The organism is Streptomyces sp. AM 4-1-1, from assembly GCF_029167625.1.
Lineage (GTDB): Bacteria > Actinomycetota > Actinomycetes > Streptomycetales > Streptomycetaceae > Streptomyces.
Genome location: NZ_CP119145.1, coordinates 4,051,392 through 4,069,378 on the forward strand (window position 1 = coordinate 4,051,392; position 17,987 = coordinate 4,069,378).

The window sequence follows — 17,987 nt, forward strand, 5'->3', positions numbered from 1 at the left end:
CCTATGCGTGCGTGATACGCACGCCAAGGCTTCCGATGAAGGCAGGCACGACATGAAGAACGGCGAGGGAACGGGTACGGACGGGGCCGGCCTGCCCAACAGCATCGGAGTGCTGTGGGAGCTGCGCAACCGTGAGCAGCGCACGGCCCGGACCGGGTTGAGCGTGGAGCGGATCGTCACGGCCGCGATCGAGTCGGCGGACGCCGACGGTCTGGGCGCGCTGTCCATGTCCCGCGTCGCCAAGAGCCTGGATTTCGGCACGATGTCGCTGTACCGACACGTGTCGAGCAAGGACGAACTGCAACAGCTCATGCTGGACATGGCGTACGGCACCCCGCCGCCCATCGACGCCGGGCCGGACGACTGGCGGGCGGGGCTGGAGCAGTGGGCGCGGGCGTTCCAGGAGGTCTTTCGCCGCCATCCGTGGATGCTGCAGATCTCTGTGAGCGGTCCGCCGCTGGAGCCGGGACAGCTCAGCTGGCTGGAGTGCGGACTGCGCACCCTCGGCGGTACCGCGCTGCGGCCGGACGAGAAGCTGTCCGTGATGATGCTGATGATCGGCTATGTGCGCAACTACGTGCAGCTGTCGCTGGGGGTCGTCACCCAGGACATCAGCGAGGCCGATCTGATGGCCAACTACGGGCGGGCGCTGGCGAAGTACACGGATGCCGCGTCGTTCCCGGCGCTCGCCGAGCTGTTGGAGGCCGGAGCGTTCGAGGCGCCGGAGGACGATTTCACCTTCGGCCTCCAGCGCGTCCTCGACGGTACCGAGGTGCTGGTCAGAATCCGTAAGGGAGAGAAGCCCCTCACCTGAGCGCCCGGAATGAACGCCCGGAATGAGCGCCCGGAGCGAGTGCGCGGGGTGGGCGCAGGGGTGAACACATGGGGTGAGCGCACACGCGGAGGGCCGGTCCGGAACCTGGAGTGACGGGGTTCCGGACCGGCCCTCCGCACGTGCACCGCCCGCAGCATGTCCGCCGTCCACTCGGCGACGTGCCGCAGGCGCGATGGCGCGATGGCGCGATGGCGCGCTGGGGCGATGGCGCGCTGGGGCGATGGCGCGCTGGGGCGATGGCGCGCTGGGGCGATGGCGCGCTGGGGCGATGGCGCGCTGGGGCGATGGCGCGCTGGGGCGATGGCGCGCTGGGGCGACGGGGCCAACGGGACGCGGGCCGACGGGTGGTGGCCCGACGGCCCGTGGGGCGGGAGCGACGGGCCGTGGGGACGGCGGCCCGTCGGGCAGGGGTCAGCCGGTGGTCGGCTGCATCCGGTTGTCGGCCGGGACGGTCGCCGGTGCGTCCAGGTCGTGCGGGTCGATGGGGTCGCCCGTCTCGATCGGCACCTTGCGGAGCAGGAAGGACACGATCACCGTCATCACGACCATGGCTCCGGCCCCGGAGAGTGCGGCGATCTGCAGACCGTGGGTGAATGCCTCCCGGCTGGTGGCGAGGAGTTGCGCGCCGATCGCCGCCGGCTGGTGAGCGGCGACGGTGGCGGCGCCGCCGATGGTGTTGCGTACCGCGTCGAGGGCTTCGCCGCCGAGTCCGGGCGGGCTCACCCCGGCCATGTTGTCGCGGTACACGGCGGAACCGATGCTGCCGATCACCGCGAAGCCGAACGCGCTGCCGAACTCGGTGAAGGTCTCCGAGGTCGCGGTGGAGGACCCGGCGTGCTCCTTGGGCGCCGAGGTCACCACGATCTCGGCGGTCAGGGTCTTCGACGCCGTCATGCCGGCCGCCATCAGTCCGACCCCGACCAGCAGTACGGCGACGTTCGAGTCGACCGTGAGCCGGCTCAGCACCCCGAAGCCGATCGCCATCACCAGCATGCCGCTGCCGACCAGGTAGACGGGCTTGACCTTGCGGGACAGGGCCGACACCAGGCCCACGGCGATACCGATGGCGGGCATGACGGCCATGGACCACAGCGCCGCCCGGAACGGGGTCATGCCGAGGACCATCTGCAGGAACTGGTTGGTGAGGATGCTGACGCCCATGAAGGAGAACATCACCATCAGGTTGGTCAGGATCGCCCCGGTGAAGCCGCCGTAGCGGAACAGGGAGATGTCGATCATGGGGTGCCGCGTGGTGCGCTGCCGCTGGACGAAGGCGATGAGCAGGACGGCACCGACGACGGCCCAGATCGTGGCGTTCCGGCTGTAGCCGTCGACGACCAGCTCCTTGAGCCCGTAGATGAACGGCATGATCCCGGCCAGCGAGAGCAGCGCGCCGAGCACGTCCAGCTTGCCGCGCGAGAGGTCGCGGCGCTCGGGCAGCAGGATCGGGGCCAGCACCAGGACCAGCACCATCACCGGGGTGTTGATCATGAAGACCGAGCCCCACCAGAAGTTGTTGAGCAGCAGTCCGCCCACCACCGGGCCGACGGCCGCGCCCGTGGCGAGCGTGCCGCTCCACGCCGCGATGGCGGTCTTGCGCTGCCCGGAGTCCTGGAACATGTTGCGGATCAGCGCGAGCGAGGTGGGCGTCAGCGTCGCCGCGCCCAGGCCGAGCAGGGCCCGCGCGCTGATGAGCATGACCGCGCTGTCGGCCGTGGCGGCGAGCGCGGAGGCCACGCCGAAGACGACGGCGCCGATGATCAGCAGCTTGCGCCTGCCGAACCGGTCGCCGACCCATCCCATCGTGATCAGGGCGCCCGCCAGTACGAAGCTGTAGATGTCCATGATCCACAGCAGCTGGGTGGCGCTCGGTTTCAGCGCCTCACTGACGGGTGTGATGGCGAACCCGAGCACCGAGATGTCGATGGCGATCAGCAGGGTGACCAGGACGATCACCACGAGGCCGAGCCATTCCTTGAGCCCCGCTCGGGGCTTGATTTCTGTCATGGCGAACGTCCATGCCTTCCTGCGGTCACATGTTGGGTACGCAACACGCAGAGCGTACCACGTACGCGCGTACGTCATACGCTCTGCGTGTTGCGTACCCAATGGCGAGGGGGGTGCCCGCGAGCGCGGGTTCCCCCGGTTCTCAGCGAGTCCTCCCGAGACGCTCCTCGGCCCGGCGGGCCAGCGCGCGACGGTCGATCTTGCGGTTGGGGTTGAGCGGGAACTCCGGCAGATGGAAGAAGTGCTGGGGGATCACGGCTCGCGGAAGCGTCCGGCTCAGTTCGCGCGCCAGCAGTACGGGGGCCACCGGCTCACCGATGTGGAAGGCGACCACCTCGACGGTCTGCCCCGAGGCCGCCGCCACCGCGACCGCCACCGCTTCCTCGACCCCGGCGCACCGGCGCAGCGCCTCGTCGATCTCCGCCAGCTCCACCCGTACCCCGCGCACCTGCACCTGTTGGTCCAGGCGGCCGAGATACAGCAGCTCGCCTCCACCGGAGGACCGCACCCGGTCCCCCGTCCGGTAGAACCGGAGACCGTCCCGGTCGACGAACCGGCCCGCGTCGTCGGCCGGATCGAGATATCCGTCGGTGAGCTGCGGACCCGCGACGCACAACTCGCCCTCCACCGGGTCGGGTTCACCGTCCTTGTCGAGGAGCACCCACGCGTGGCCCTCGTGCACCCTCCCGATGGGCACCACACCGGCCACCGCGATGCGCTGCGACCGCTCGGGCGACCAGCGGTGCCGGGTGATGGTGACGGTCAGCTCGGTGGGCCCGTACAGGTTCTCCACCACCGACCTCGGCGCCGCGACGGACCAGTCCTCGGCGTCCTGACAGGTCACCGCCTCGCCCGCGAAGAAGCTCAGCCGCAAGGACGGCAGCGCCCCCTCCGTGAGCCTGCCGGTCCGCCGGACCAGGCCGATCGCGCTGGGGGTGGAGAACCACACGGTGATGCCCTGCTCGGTCACGAACTCCGGAAGGTTCCGGTACGCCTCCGCCGGCACGGACACCAGCGTCGCCCCGGCCCCCCACGCGCAGAAGAGGTCGAACACGGCGCAGTCGAAGTTGAGATCGAAGTTCTGCGAGAAGGCGTCGTCCGGACCGAAGTCGTAACGGTCGTCCAGCACGCCGAAGTAATGCGCGGTGTTCCGGTGCGTGACCGGCACCCCCTTGGGACGGCCCGTGGACCCGGAGGTGAACAGGATGTACGCCACGTCGTCGGGCTCGACCGGGCGGGGGCGGGGGAGGCGCAGCCGGGGGTCGGGTACGAGGGTCCGCCCGGGGTCCGGGGCTGAGCCCGCGCCCGCGCCCGGGGCCGATTCCGGGGTTGCGCCCGTGACCGGGACCGGGACCGGGACCGTGACCGGGGTCGCGCCCGTATCCGTGACCGGGGCCGCGCCCGTATCCGCGCCCGTATCCGCGCCCGTGTCCGGGCCGGTGTCCGGGCAGAGTGCCGGTAGATCGACGCCCTCCGCCCGCAGCAGTCCCAGTTCCGTGGCCGAACCGCCGTCCACGAACAGCGCCTCGACTCCGGCCGCCTCGATCATCTGCCGGGTACGCAGCACCGGGAAGGACGCCTGGAGCGGCACCATCGTCACACCCGTGAACAGGCAGGCGAGTATGCCGGTGTAGGCGTCGAGCCCCTTGCCCACCAGTACACCGACGGCCCCCGGCCGCTCGGGAAGCGAGGCCAGCAGCGAACCGGCCCACGTCAGGGCCCGCTCGTACAGCTCCGTGTACGTCAGCTCCGCGCCGTCCGAGCGGACGGCCACCTGGTGCGGAGAGCGGGCGAGACCACGCAGGAAACGGTCATAGAGGGCGTGCGCCGGTATCTGGTCCATGGTGTACCCCGAGGAGACGGTGGATGGGTGGGGGAGTCCTGCGGTCCACGGCGTCCGGCAGCGGAACGGCGTGTTCGCGCCAGGAGCCGGTCGGGATGTCGAGCAGGGCCCGCAAGGAGTTCCGCATGGCGGGCGCCGCCTCGAAGGTGCCGCCGCGGAAAGCGGTGCGACCGGTGGTACGGATGAGGACTTCCGCGAGCGTCCACCAGGAGCGGTCCGCCGCCGTCCGATGCACGGTGATGTCGATGTTTCTGGCCAACCACGCCCGCATCCGAGGGGAGTTCACCGGCGCCCGTCCGTCGACGACGACCAGAAGTCTCGTACGTGGGTGGGCCGCCGTCACCGACTCCAGGAAGGAGAGGAACGCCGCCGGTGCGGACGGCTCGGCCACCACGGCACGCACCTGCCGCGCCCGGTCCGCCGCCGACGGGGACGAGGACGCTGAGGGGGAGAGGGCGGCGGAGGAGGAGGTGGAGGCGGAGAGGTCAACCGTGCGGACGCCTGAGCCGATACCCGAGCCGGCCCCCGGACCATCGATACCCGAACCGACACCTGGGCCGAACCTCGCACCCACACCTGGGCCGAGCCCCGCACCTGGGCCGAGCCCCGCACCGACCCCTGGGCCGAGCCCCGGCTGCCCGCCGGCCCTGACCACCACCGCGTTCCACGGCGGCGCGAGCCGGAGCCCCACCACCTCGCGGGCCTCCGGCTCGAACGCGGGCACCGTGGGCGGGCGGAACGACTCCGGTCGCTGCGGCTGGACACCCCAGCGGCGCCACACCTTCGAAACCGTGGAGTGGGCGAGCCCCAGCTCCGCGGCGAGCAGCCGCGAGGACCACCGGGCGGCGCCCAGACGCATCGGGGGCCTGCCACCGTCTGCCAGCGTCGCGCCCAGGACGGCGGTCTCGTCGACCGCGGCCGGGCGGCCCGGCCGGGGCAGATCGCCCAGCGCGTCGATTCCCGAAGCCTCGTACCTGGCACGCCACTTGAGGACCGTGGGACGGGAGACCCCGAGACTGGCGGCCACCTCCGTGTTGGAGACGCCCCGGGCGGCGAGCAGCACGATCCGGGCACGCCGCACCAGCCCGGCCGGCGCGGTCGACATCCGGGTCAGCGCCTCAAGCCGGGCCCGGTCCCCCTCACGCAGTCGGAGCGCGGAAGCGATGGGCACGGGAACCGCGACCCTCAGAGCAGGCTCTGCAACGTGCGCCACAGTCTTTCCGGACTTTCGAACGTGTCCAGCGTCAGTGCCTCGTCGCGGAACTGGACGTCATAGGTGGACTCCAGACCCGCCAGGAGCTCGATCATGCCGAGCGAGTCGAGCCCGTAGTCACGCAGCCGCATGGTGCCCTCGATCGGCTCGTCGGGCGGGAGGAAGGAAAGCTGCTTCCGCAGAAGGGCCTCGAACTGTTCGTCCCACATGATGACTCCGGTTTCGACGCGTACGCCATGGCGCACGAAGGGCGGTTCACTCGATGCCGCGCGAAATCGCCATACGTCGGAAAGGGCGGATGGAAACAGCGGGCGGCAGAGCGGAGACATGGGAACGGGTCCCGCCCGGTGACATCCGGACGGACAGTCCTTCCCGGCCGCAGACGCTATCGGGGCGACGATGGAATCAGTACCCCTATCCACCGCCCCTATGGCCGGACGGGCGGGCGACGAGACCCCTGAACCGGGCCTCGTACCCATGTCCGCCCCGGTCGGCCGACGACCGGCCGACCCGGCGGACTCTGGGGTACGGGGGCGGAGCAGGGGCTGAGATGTGGGGGCGCCGAAGCCTGATCAGGGGTGGGCAGCGAGCCGGCGACGCCGTAATTTCCGAGCTGTTCCGGTCTCGTGCCGAACGTCGTTCCGGCCTGCGGTCCGCTGCCACGTCATGACACAGAAGGGCATGCTCGGTGAACAACGAGGAGAAACTTCTCGAATACCTGCGCCGGGCGACAACCGACTTGCGTGAGGCGCGCAAACGGCTTGCCGCCGCCGAGCGGAAATCGAGCAGTGAGCCGATCGCGGTTGTGGGTATGGCGTGTCGTTATCCGGGTGGGGTGGAGTCGCCGGAGGGTTTGTGGGATTTGTTGGTGGAGGGCCGGGATGGTGTGTCCGGTTTTCCGGTGGATCGTGGGTGGGATGTGGAGGGGATTTATGATCCGGAGCCGGGGAAGCCGAATCGTACGGTGACGAGGGAGGGCGGTTTCCTTTACGGGGCTGCTGATTTCGATGCTGAGGCGTTCGGTATTTCGCCGCGTGAGGCGTTGGGGATGGACCCGCAGCAGCGGTTGTTGCTGGAGGCGTCCTGGGAGGCGGTGGAGCGGGCGGGTATCGATCCGCTGTCGCTGAAGGGCAGCCGGACCGGGGTCTACGCCGGCGTCATGTACCACGACTACGCGCTGGGCACGGAAGCGGCGGCGACCACGGCCGGAAGCCTCGTGTCGGGCCGGGTGTCCTACACGCTCGGCCTCGAAGGCCCTTCCGTGACGATCGACACCGCGTGTTCCTCCTCGCTGGTCGCCCTGCACCTCGCGACCCAGGCCCTGCGTTCCGACGAATGCTCGCTGGCGCTGGTCGGCGGCGTGACCGTCATGCCGACGCCGGACATGTTCCTGTACTTCAGTCATCAGCGGGGTATGGCGGCGGACGGCCGGTGCAAGTCGTTCGCGGCGGATGCGGACGGTACGGGGTGCTCCGAGGGTGTGGGTGTGCTGCTGGTGGAGCGGTTGTCCGACGCGCGGCGGAACGGGCACCAGGTGCTCGCCGTGATCAGGGGCAGCGCGGTCAACCAGGACGGGGCGTCGAGCGGGATGACCGCACCGAACGGTCCCGCACAACAGAAAGTTATCCGGGCGGCGTTGGAGCAGGCGGGGTTGACGTCGGGTGATGTGGATGTGGTGGAGGCGCATGGGACGGGGACCCGGTTGGGTGATCCGATCGAGGCGCAGGCGTTGTTGGCGACGTATGGTCAGGGGCGGCCTGAGGGTGATCCGTTGTGGTTGGGGTCGTTGAAGTCGAACCTCGGTCATACGCAGGCGGCTGCGGGTGTGGGTGGGGTGATCAAGGCGGTGTTGTCGATCCGCCATGGGGTGATGCCCAGGTCCCTTCACTGCGAGTCCCGTTCTTCGCAGGTGGATTGGGATGCGGGTGCGGTGGAGTTGTTGGCGGAGGCGCGTGAGTGGCCGGTGCGGGATCGTCCGCGTCGGGTGGGGGTGTCGTCGTTCGGTCTGAGTGGGACGAACGCGCATGTGATCGTCGAGCAGGCTCCGGCGGTGGAAGAGGCGGGGGACACGGAGGGGGCGTCGGGGTCGGTTGTGGTGCCGGTGGTACCGGTGGTGTTGTCGGCACGGGGTGAGAAGGCGTTGACGGCCCAGGCGGTCCGGCTGTTGGAGCATGTCCGCTCCTCGGGTGCGGCGCTTGTTGATGTGGGGTTTTCGTCGGTGGTGTCGCGTGCGGTGCTGGAGCACCGTGCGGTGATCACGGCCGGGGATCGGGAGGAGCTGGTCGCCGGGTTGGAGGCTCTGGTGGCGGGTGAGGACTCGGCCTTGGTGGTGCGGGGTGTGGCTCGTGGCGCTGGGTCCACGGCGTTCTTGTTCTCGGGTCAGGGTGCGCAGCGGTTGGGGATGGGCCGGGAGTTGTGTGAGGCGTTTCCGGTGTTCGCGGCGGCTTTTGATGCGGTGGTGGGGGAGTTGGACGCGGGTCTGTCGCGTCCGTTGCGTGGGGTGGTGTGGGGTGAGGATGCTGGGCTGTTGGAGCGGACGGAGTTTGCTCAGGCTGGGTTGTTCGCGTTCGAGGTGGCGTTGTTCCGGCTGGTGGAGTCGTGGGGTGTGGTCCCGGATTTCCTGGTGGGGCATTCGGTGGGGGAGATTGCTGCCGCTCATGTGGCGGGGGTGTTGTCATTGGCTGATGCGGCGGTGTTGGTGGTGGCGCGTGGTCGGTTGATGCAGGAGTTGCCCGGGGGCGGTTCGATGGTGGCGGTCGAGGCGTCGGAGGCCGAAGTCATTCCCCTGCTCGATGGTGCGGTGGATATCGCTGCCGTCAACGGTCCGCGTTCGGTGGTCGTTTCGGGCGCCGAGGACGCTGTGGCATCCGTGGTGGAGCATTTCGCCGGTCTGGGTCGGCGGACGCGTGTGCTGCGGGTGTCGCACGCGTTCCATTCGCCGTTGATGGAGCCGATGCTGGCCGACTTCGAGAAGGTGGTCTCGGGTCTGTCGTTCTCCGTCCCGGTTCTGCCCGTGGTCTCCGGTCTGACGGGAGAGGTGTCCGAGGAGATCGGGTCGCCGGGGTACTGGGTGCGGCATGTGCGGGAGGCGGTGCGGTTCGCCGACGCCGTCGCGTACACGGCCGCCCATGGCGTGACGACGTTCATCGAGATCGGTCCGGACGCGGTACTGGCCGGCATGGCCGCGCAGAGCGTGGAGGACGGGCTGTTCGTCCCGGCTCAGCGTCGCAACCGGTCCGAGATACAGACAGCAGTCAGTGCCCTGGCACGACTCCACACAGCTGGCGCACGGGTCGACTGGGCTGGCTTCTACGCAGGTACCAGGGCCCGGCGCGTGGACCTGCCGACATACGCCTTCCAGCGTCAACGCTACTGGCTGTTGGGCGAGTTGGGCGGCGTCGACCCCGGGGCGTTGGGGCTGGACACCGTGGAGCATCCGCTTCTCGGTGCCGTGGTGTCTCTGCCCGGCGCGGACGGGACGGTCCTGACGGGACGGTTGTCGGTCGACGCGCAGCCCTGGCTCGCCGACCACCGGGTGGGGGAGACCGTGCTCTTCCCCGGCACCGGACTTGTGGAACTGGCGCTCTGCGCCGGTACGCGGGTCGGGCGCGAGGTGCTTGACGAGCTGACGCTCCACGCGCCGCTGGTACTGCCGGACCACGGCGGTGTCCAGATACGGGTACGGGTCGGGGCGGGCGACGCCGAGCAGGCCAGAGACGTCACCATTCACTCCCGCTCCGAGCACGACGCCGAGCCCGACACCGGGGGTGGCGTCGACAGCGCGTGGACGCTGCACGCCGAGGGCGTACTGGTGCCGGAGGCGTCCCTGCCGTCCTTCGAGGCATCCGTATGGCCGCCGGCCGGTGCCACCCCGCTCGACCTGGACGGCGTGTACGAACACCTGGCCGCCCAGGGGTACGCGTACGGCCCCGTCTTCCAGGGCCTCACCTCCGCCTGGCGGCAGGGCGACGAGGTGTTCGCCGAAGTCGCCCTCGCCCGGTCGGCCGAGTCCGAGGCGGCCGACTACGGACTGCACCCCGCCCTGCTCGACGCCGCGTTGCACGCCTCGCTCCTCACCGGCACAGCGCCTGAGAGCGATCAGGACCTGACCCGGCTGCCCTTCGTGTGGAAGGGCGTGCGCTTCCACGCCACCGGAGCCACCCGGCTCAGGGTGCGGATCACCCCGTCCGGCCCCGACAGCATCGCGGTGGCCGGTGCGGACGCGAGCGGACGGCAGGTCTTCTCCGTCGCCTCCCTCGTCACCCGGCCCGTCGCGGTCGAAGGCCCCGTACAGGGGCGGCGCGGAGCGCTCTTCTCCGTACGGTGGACCCCGGCGGGCCCGGTACCGGCCGCCCCAGCGGTGCCCGTGCTGCGCTGGGACGAGCGCGAGAACGTCGATGACCTCTCAGGTCAGACCGTACTGGTGTGGGAGTGCCCACCGCCCGTCGGCGATGTGGTGGCCGATACGCACGCGGTGACGGCCCGCGCGCTGGACGTCGTACAGGAATGGCTGGGAGACGGCCGACTGGACCGGTGCCGACTGCTCGTCCTGACCAGCGGGGCTGTCGCCCTGCCGGGAGAGGCCCTGACCCGCCCGGCAGCGGCGGCCGTCGTCGGACTCGTACGCTCCGCCCAGGCGGAGAACCCGGGCCGCATCCTGCTCGCCGACACCGAGATCGACACCGACACCGACACCGACACCGACACCGACACCGACACCGAGATCGACACCGGTATCAACGCGGGTATCGACGCAGGTATCAACGGTACGGAGGGCATCGCGGCACTCGTCGCCGCGCTCCTCGCCTCCGGCGAGCCCGAGGCCGCCGTACGCGGCGGCGCGACCTGGGTGCCGAGACTGATCCGCACCCCCACGCGCCCCGAACCGTACGCCGCGTCGGATACCGGACCGGACGTCGAACCCGGCACCAGGCCGAATGCCGCAGCACACGCCGAACCACACGCCGAACCACACGCCGAACCACACGCCGGACCGGACGCCGAACCGGGCCAAGGACCGCACAGCCCCTTCGGCGGTGGCCAGGACGCGACCGTCCTCGTCACCGGAGGCACCGGCACCCTCGGGGCCCTCGTCGCCCGGCACCTCGTCACCGCGCACGGCGTGCGACGGCTGGTGCTGACGAGCCGACGCGGTCCGGCAGCACCCGGGGCGGCCGAGCTGGGCGCGGAACTCACCGGGCTCGGGGCCGACGTCACGGTCGTCGCCTGCGACCTCGCCGATCCGGCAGCCGCCCGAGACCTGATCGACCGGCACCCGCCGACCGCGGTCGTGCACTGCGCGGGTGTGCTCGACGACGCCACGCTCACCTTGCTCTCCCCCGAACGGCTGGCCGCCGTACTGCGTCCCAAGGCCGACGCCGCGTGGCACCTGCACCAGCTGACCCAGGGGCTCGAACTGTCCGCGTTCGTGCTCTTCTCGTCGGTCGCCGGAGTGCTCGGCAACCCCGGCCAGGCCAACTACGCGGCCGGGAACGCCTTCCTGGACGCACTCGCCGCGTACCGCCGCTCACGCGGTCTCGCGGGGCAGTCCCTCGCCTGGGGGCTGTGGGCCGACGGCGACGGCATGGCGAGCGGTCTGGCCGACACCGACCTGCTGCGCATGAGCCGTTCCGGGGTCGAACCGCTCACCGCCTCCCAGGGGTTGGCCCTCTTCGACGCCGCCGTGGCACACGACGACGGGGACACGGCCGCACTGCTGCCCGTCCGCTTCGACCTGACGGCACTGCGCGCGGCCGACCCGCTGCCGCGTCTCTTCTCCCGACTCGTGCGGCAGCGTCCGCGCGCCGCCACCACGACCGGACCGGACGCGGCTCCCGGGAACGGTCTCGCGCGGCTGTCACCGGAGGAACGGCCGCGCGCACTGCTCGATCTCGTACGCACCCAGGTGGCGGCCGTCCTCGGACACGGTTCGGCGGCCGACGTCGAACCGGACCGGGCCTTCACCGAGATCGGGTTCGACTCCCTCACCGCGATGGAACTGCGCAACCGGCTCACGTCCGTGACCGGTCTGCGGCTCCCGGCCACCCTGGTCTTCGACCATCCGAGCGCCCGCGCCGTCGCCGCCCATGTCGACACCCTGTTCGCCGGGGCGGCGGGCGCGGAGGCCGCGGCCGTCACGGGCGGCGCGTCGGCCGGGCGGGCCGACGCGGACGATCCGGTCGTCATCGTGTCGATGGCGTGCCGCTATCCGGGAGGGGTGCGCACCCCGGACGACCTGTGGCGGCTCGTCGACGACGGGGTGGACGCCATCACCGAGTTCCCCCGGGACCGGGGCTGGGACCTCGACGGGCTGTACGACCCCGAGCCCGGCACACCCGGCAAGTGCTACGTACGCCACGGCGGGTTCCTCCACGACGCCGCCGAGTTCGACCCCGGCTTCTTCGGCATCAGCCCCGCCGACGCCCTGACGACCGACCCGCAGCACCGTCTGCTGCTGGAAGTGGCGTGGGAGGCGCTGGAGCGGGCCGCTATCGACCCGCTGTCGCTGAAGGGGACACCGACCGGTGTCTTCGCCGGGACGATGTACCACGACTACGCGGGCAACAGCGCCGCCGGTTCGCTGGGCCCGGGTCGGGTCTCGTACACCTTCGGGCTCGAAGGCCCCTCGCTGGCGGTGGACACGGCCTGTTCGTCGTCCCTGGTGGCACTGCACCTGGCCGCGCAGGCCGTACGGTCCGGCGAGTGCGGACTCGCGCTCGTCGGCGGAGTGACGGTGATGTCCACCCCCGAGACGTTCGTCGAGTTCGCCCGGCAGCGCGGGCTGTCCCGCGACGGCCGGTGCCGGTCGTTCTCCTCGGCCGCCGACGGAGCGGCATGGTCGGAGGGCGCCGGCATGCTGGTCGTCGAACGGCTCTCCGACGCCCGCCGCAACGGTCACCCCGTCCTCGCCGTCCTCCGGGGCAGCGCGATCAACCAGGACGGCGCCAGCAACGGCCTCATGGCCCCCAACGGCCCCGCACAGCAGCGGGTCATCCGCCAGGCGCTCGCCAACGCGGGCCTCTCTCCGTCCGACGTCGACGCCGTCGAGGCGCACGGCACCGGTACCACGCTGGGCGACCCCATCGAGGCACAGGCCGTTCTCGCGACGTACGGGCAGGAACGCCCCGCCCACCTGCCCCTCCACCTCGGGTCGATCAAGTCGAACATCGGGCACGCCCAGGCCGCCGCGGGCATCGCCGGGGTGATCAAGATGGTCGAGGCGATGCGCCACGGAGTGCTGCCGAAGTCCCTGCACCTGGACGAGCCCTCGCCGCAGGTGGACTGGGCGGCGGGCCATGTGGCCCTGCTGTCCGAGGCCCGGCACTGGCCCGAGGCCGACCGCCCGCGCCGGGCGGGTGTGTCGTCGTTCGGTATCAGCGGCACCAACGCCCACGTGATCATCGAGGCCCCGCCCGCCGAGGCGGAAGCCTCACTCGCTGATGCGGAGTCCCCAGCCACGGACGCAGAAGCCTCGTCCACGGGCGTACGAGTCCCGCTCGCCGACGTGGAAGTCCCGTCCACGGGCGTACGAGTCCCGCTCGCCGACGTGGAAGTCCCGTCCACGGGCGCACAAGTCTCGCCCGCCGACGCGGAAACCCTGCCTACGGACGTACAAGTACCGCCCGCCCAAGCGGAAGTCTCGCCGACCGTGGCGGGAACTCCGCCCGCCCCTTCGGATGCTCAACCCGCCCACGCGGGTACCCCGGCGGACGTCCGTGCGGCGACAGGCGCCCCCTTCCCCGTACGCCCCGTGCTCCCCGCACCCCCCGTACCCGTCCCCTGGCTGCTGTCCGCCCGTGACCCCGAGGGGCTGGGCCGACAGGCCCGGAGGCTGCTGGACCATCTGCACGGGACGCCGGAGGCGGACCCGCTCGACGTGGCGTTCTCGCTCGCCACCTCCCGTACCGCCCTGGAACACCGCACCGCCCTCGTGGTCACCGACCGGGCGGACGCGTTGCGTGAACTGGCGGTCCTCGCGGACGGCGACGGCGCCGCCGGCACGACGGCCGGCAGGGTCGCGTCCGGTGGCCGTACCGCGTTCCTCTTCTCCGGGCAGGGCGCCCAACGCCTCGGCATGGGCGCCCGGTTGCACGAGGCGTTCCCCGCCTTCGCGCGGGCCTTCGACGCGGCCGTGGCCGAACTCGACCCCCATCTGGACCGGCCGCTCGCCGAGGTCATCCGCTCCGACGCGGCGGCGCTGCACCGCACCGCGTACACCCAGGCGGGGCTGTTCGCCTTCGAGGTGGCGCTGTTCCGGCTCCTGGAGTCCTGGGGCATCCGCCCCGATCTCCTCGCCGGACACTCCATCGGTGAACTCGTCGCGGCCCACGTCTCAGGCGCGATGTCCCTCCCCGACGCCGCGCGGCTCGTCGCCGCGCGCGGCCGGCTGATGCAGGCACTGCCCGAGGGCGGGGCCATGGCCGCCGTGCGGGCGAGCGAGGCGGAGGTGGCCCCCCTGCTCACCCAGGGCGTCGCGATCGCCGCGGTCAACGGTCCGGAATCCGTCGTCGTGTCCGGCACAGACGAAGCCGTACGGGCCGTCGTCGGCCACTTCTCCGCGCTGGGCCGTGACACCAAGCGGCTCACGGTGTCGCACGCCTTCCACTCCCCGCTGATGGAACCCATGCTGGCCGAGTTCGCGGAGGTCGCGGCGGGCGTCCGGATCACCAGCCCCGCCGTCCCGCTCGTCTCCAACACGACCGGCACCCTCACCACCGAGGCCGAACTCGCCGACCCCGCCCACTGGGTACGTCATGTGCGTGAAGCCGTACGGTTCGCGGACGGGATACGCGCCCTGGACGAGGCGGGCGTCACCACCTATCTGGAGGTCGGCCCCGACGCGGTGCTGTCGGCGCTGGGTCCGGCCTGTCTGCCCGACGGGAGCACGGCCGCGTTCCTGCCCCTGGCCCGGCGCGGCCACGACGAGGCGGACACCCTCGTCCGGGCCGTGGCGCTCGCGCATCGGCACGAAGTGCCCGTCGACTGGGGCAGGTTCTTCGCGGGGAGCGGCGCACGCCGGGTTCCTCTGCCCACGTACGCGTTCCGCCGCGAGACGTTCTGGGCACTGCCCGCGCACACCGGCGGTGGGCTGTCCGCCGCGGGCCTGGGCGCCGCCGACCACCCCCTGCTGGGAGCGGTCGTGACCGCACCCGACACGGGCGGGACACTGCTCACCGGCCGGCTGTCACCGGCCTCCGTGCCCTGGCTCGGCGACCACGACCTGCTGGGCACCGTCGTCCTCCCCGCCGCCGGCTTCGTCGACCTCGCACTGCGGGCCGGTACGGAGACGGGCTGCGCCCGCCTGGACGAGCTGACCGTCCTGGCCCAGCTGCCGCTGCCCGTGGACGGCGCGAGGGCGCTGCGGGTCACGGCCGGGCCGTCCGACGACGACGGCCGCCGGACGGTCGGCGTCTACTCCCGGCCGGCGGACGACGAGGACGCGCCCTGGGTGCGGCATGCCGGAGGAATCCTGTCCCCGGGCGCCGCCGGAACGGATGCCGCCGGAGTAGGCGCGTCCGGAGCGGGCGCCGCCGGACCGGGCATGTCCGACCCGGGTGCGTCCGAAGTGGGCATGTCCGGCGCGGGTGCGTCCGAGGCCGGCGCGTCCGAGGCCGGCGCGTCCGGCGCGGGCCAGGAACCGGCGGCCTGGCCGCCGCCCGGGGCCGTACCGGTCGATCCGGACGACGTGTACGACCGGCTGCTCACCCTCGGCCACGGGCACGGCCCCGCCTTCCGGACGCTCCGGGAGATCTGGCGGCGCGGCGACGAACTGTTCGCCCTGGCCGTACTGGACGAGAACACGGCGGGCGACCGGTGCGTCCTGCACCCCGCCCTGCTCGACGCCGCCGCGCAGCTCGTACAGGCAGGCCGGCCGCTGGAGCGGAAGCCGGAGCACGGCCCCCTGGCCCCCGCCGTCTGGAGTGACGTGCGGACACACGGCAGCGGCGCCACCGGACTGCGGATACACGTACGCGTCACCGGCGAGGACACCGCCTCGTACGAGTTCGCCGACGAGCGGGGCAGGCCCGTCCTGTCGGTGGGAACGGTCGTCTCGCGGCCCGTCACCGCGCAGGACCTGACCGCCGGGAAGCCCGCCGGGGCGCTGTACCGCGTCGACTGGACCCCGGCCCCCGCCCCCGCGCCCACATCAGGGCGGCCCCCGCACCGGACCGCCGTACTCACCGGCCACCCGGGCATGACCGACCCGCTCACCGGCCGCCCGTACCCGTCTTACGACCCGCGCGACCCGGGCACCGGCCCCGTACCGGACTTCGTCCTGCTGCCCGTACCGGACCTGTCCGGCCCGGTGCCCCAGGACGTGCGCGCCCACACGCACCGGACCCTCACCGCCGTACGGGAGTTCCTTGCCCATGAGCCGAGCGGCGCGACCAGGCTCGTCGTGGTCACCCGCCGCGCGGTCGCCGCCGGTGAGGAACCGGTCGACATCCGTCAGGCCCCGCTGTGGGGTCTGGTGCGCGCCGCCGGGAGTGAGCACCCGGGGCGGTTCGTCCTCGCCGACCTCGACAGGAGCGACGCATCCGCGCGAGCCCTGGACAGCGCGTTGGCGGGCGGTGGCGACGAGTTCGCCGTCCGGGCCGGTGCCGTGCTGCTGCCGGGACTCAGCGAAGTGGCACCCCACGGCCGGACACCCGAGGGCTCCCGGGCGTTCCGGTCCTCCCGGACACCGACCCCGGGCACCGTCCTGGTCTCCGGGGATACGGGGAGCACGGAGGGTACGGGGGATGTCGGCCGTACCGTCGTCCAGCAGTTCCTCACCCGGCCCGGAGTCACTTTGCTGCGCTGCGACCCGGTCGACCGCGAGGCGTTGGGCGAACTGCTCGCCGGTATCCCCGCCGACCGTCCGCTCACCGCCGTCGTCCACATCGCCGCGCCCACCGGTCACGCGCTCGTCGGCGAACGGACCCCGGAACTCCTGGAAGCCGCCCTGCGGCGTGACGCCGACACCGCGTGGAACCTGCACGAACTCACCGCCGGCCACGACCTGTCGGCGTTCGTGCTCCTGTCGTCGTCCACCGGGCTCGTCCATGGAGCGGGAGCGGCCCACGACGCGGCCGTCCACACGTTCCTGGACGCCCTCGCCCACCACCGGCACACCCTCGGACTGCCCGCGACCACCCTCGCGCTGGGCCCCCACGAAGTGGAGGCGGGGGACGACCGGCGTGACGGGGACACGTACACCGAGCGGGAGCGGCGCATGACCGCGCTCGGCCTGCCACCGTTCCCCGCCGACCGTGGTCCGGCCCTTCTCGAAGAGGCGCTGCGCACCGACGAACCCGCCCTGCTCGCGCTGCACATCGACCGGGGCACGCTGCGGTCCCTCGCCGACGAACTGCCCCCCGTGCTGGGGACGCTCGTACGCGCACCCGGCCGGCCCGGCCCTCGCACCGGGGGCGCGGCGGCCGGTGCGGCGGAACTGCGTCGGCGGCTCACCGGCCGGGGCGAGGACGAACGTCTGCGCATCCTCCTCGACGTGGTGCGCTCGCACGTCGCGAACCTCCTGGGCCACCCCACCCCCGACGCGATCGGGGCGGACCGGGCCTTCCAGGAGCTGGGCTTCGACTCCCTGGCCGCCGTCGAACTGCGCCGACGGCTCGGCGCGGCCACCGGGCTGACCCTCCCGGCCAGTCTCGTGTTCGACCACCCGGACTCCCGGGCGGTGGCGGGGCACCTCACCACCCTGATCGGGGACGAGGCCGCCGGGAACGACGGGACCACGGAACTGCTGGGGCTCCTGGACCGGCTCGACGCGACACTCACGGCCTCGGCACCGGACGCCGGGGACCTGCCGAGGATCACCTCACGGCTTGAGGCGGTCCTGCGCCGCTGGCAGGACACCCACCGCGACGGCACGACACGGACCGAGCCCGAGGACGACCTCGATTCGGTCACCGACGACGAGCTGTTCGACGTGCTGGACCAGGAGATCGGCTTGCTCTAGGGCCGACCCGGGCGCTGGGCGCTCCGGCCGACCCGGGCCCCCGGGGCCCGCCGGGCTCCGGCCGACCCGGGCCCCCGGGCGCGCCCGCCCCCACCGGCCCCCTCAGGCACCAACGACCCACGCTCCGAGA

General features: G+C 72.1%; 6 protein-coding genes. 2 read left to right on the top strand and 4 right to left on the bottom strand.

All coding sequences use genetic code 11. The features are described from left to right. The first annotated feature begins 7 nt into the window (after positions 1 to 7). Positions 8 to 814 (top strand): TetR/AcrR family transcriptional regulator, encoded by an 807-nt coding sequence (locus tag PZB75_RS17320; protein WP_275536211.1) that lies wholly within the window; start codon positions 8 to 10, stop codon positions 812 to 814. A 432-nt stretch (positions 815 to 1,246) separates the two neighbouring features. Here the strand turns inward: PZB75_RS17320 and PZB75_RS17325 are convergent, their stop codons facing one another. The 4 genes from PZB75_RS17325 to PZB75_RS17340 all read right to left on the bottom strand — a co-directional run bounded on the left by PZB75_RS17325 (position 1,247) and on the right by PZB75_RS17340 (position 6,107). Further along, positions 1,247 to 2,842, bottom strand: coding sequence for an MFS transporter (locus PZB75_RS17325; RefSeq protein WP_275536212.1), 1,596 nt, complete (start codon positions 2,840 to 2,842; stop codon positions 1,247 to 1,249). A gap of 142 nt (positions 2,843 to 2,984) precedes the next feature. Then, positions 2,985 to 4,685: an AMP-binding protein gene (locus tag PZB75_RS17330; RefSeq protein WP_275536213.1), complete on the bottom strand. Its 1,701-nt coding sequence runs from the start codon at positions 4,683 to 4,685 to the stop codon at positions 2,985 to 2,987. Continuing rightward, complete coding sequence (locus tag PZB75_RS17335; RefSeq protein ID WP_275536214.1) at positions 4,654 to 5,856, bottom strand: helix-turn-helix domain-containing protein; 1,203 nt, start codon at positions 5,854 to 5,856, stop codon at positions 4,654 to 4,656. The genes PZB75_RS17330 and PZB75_RS17335 overlap by 32 nt, the downstream gene beginning before the upstream one ends. Positions 5,857 to 5,870: 14 nt before the next feature. Beyond that, positions 5,871 to 6,107: an acyl carrier protein gene (locus PZB75_RS17340; protein ID WP_275536215.1), complete on the bottom strand. Its 237-nt coding sequence runs from the start codon at positions 6,105 to 6,107 to the stop codon at positions 5,871 to 5,873. 479 nt (positions 6,108 to 6,586) lie between these two features. On the opposite strand from PZB75_RS17340, the gene PZB75_RS17345 reads away from it, so the two are divergent. After that, positions 6,587 to 17,857: a type I polyketide synthase gene (locus tag PZB75_RS17345; protein WP_275536216.1), complete on the top strand. Its 11,271-nt coding sequence runs from the start codon at positions 6,587 to 6,589 to the stop codon at positions 17,855 to 17,857. Positions 17,858 to 17,987 lie beyond the last annotated feature (130 nt).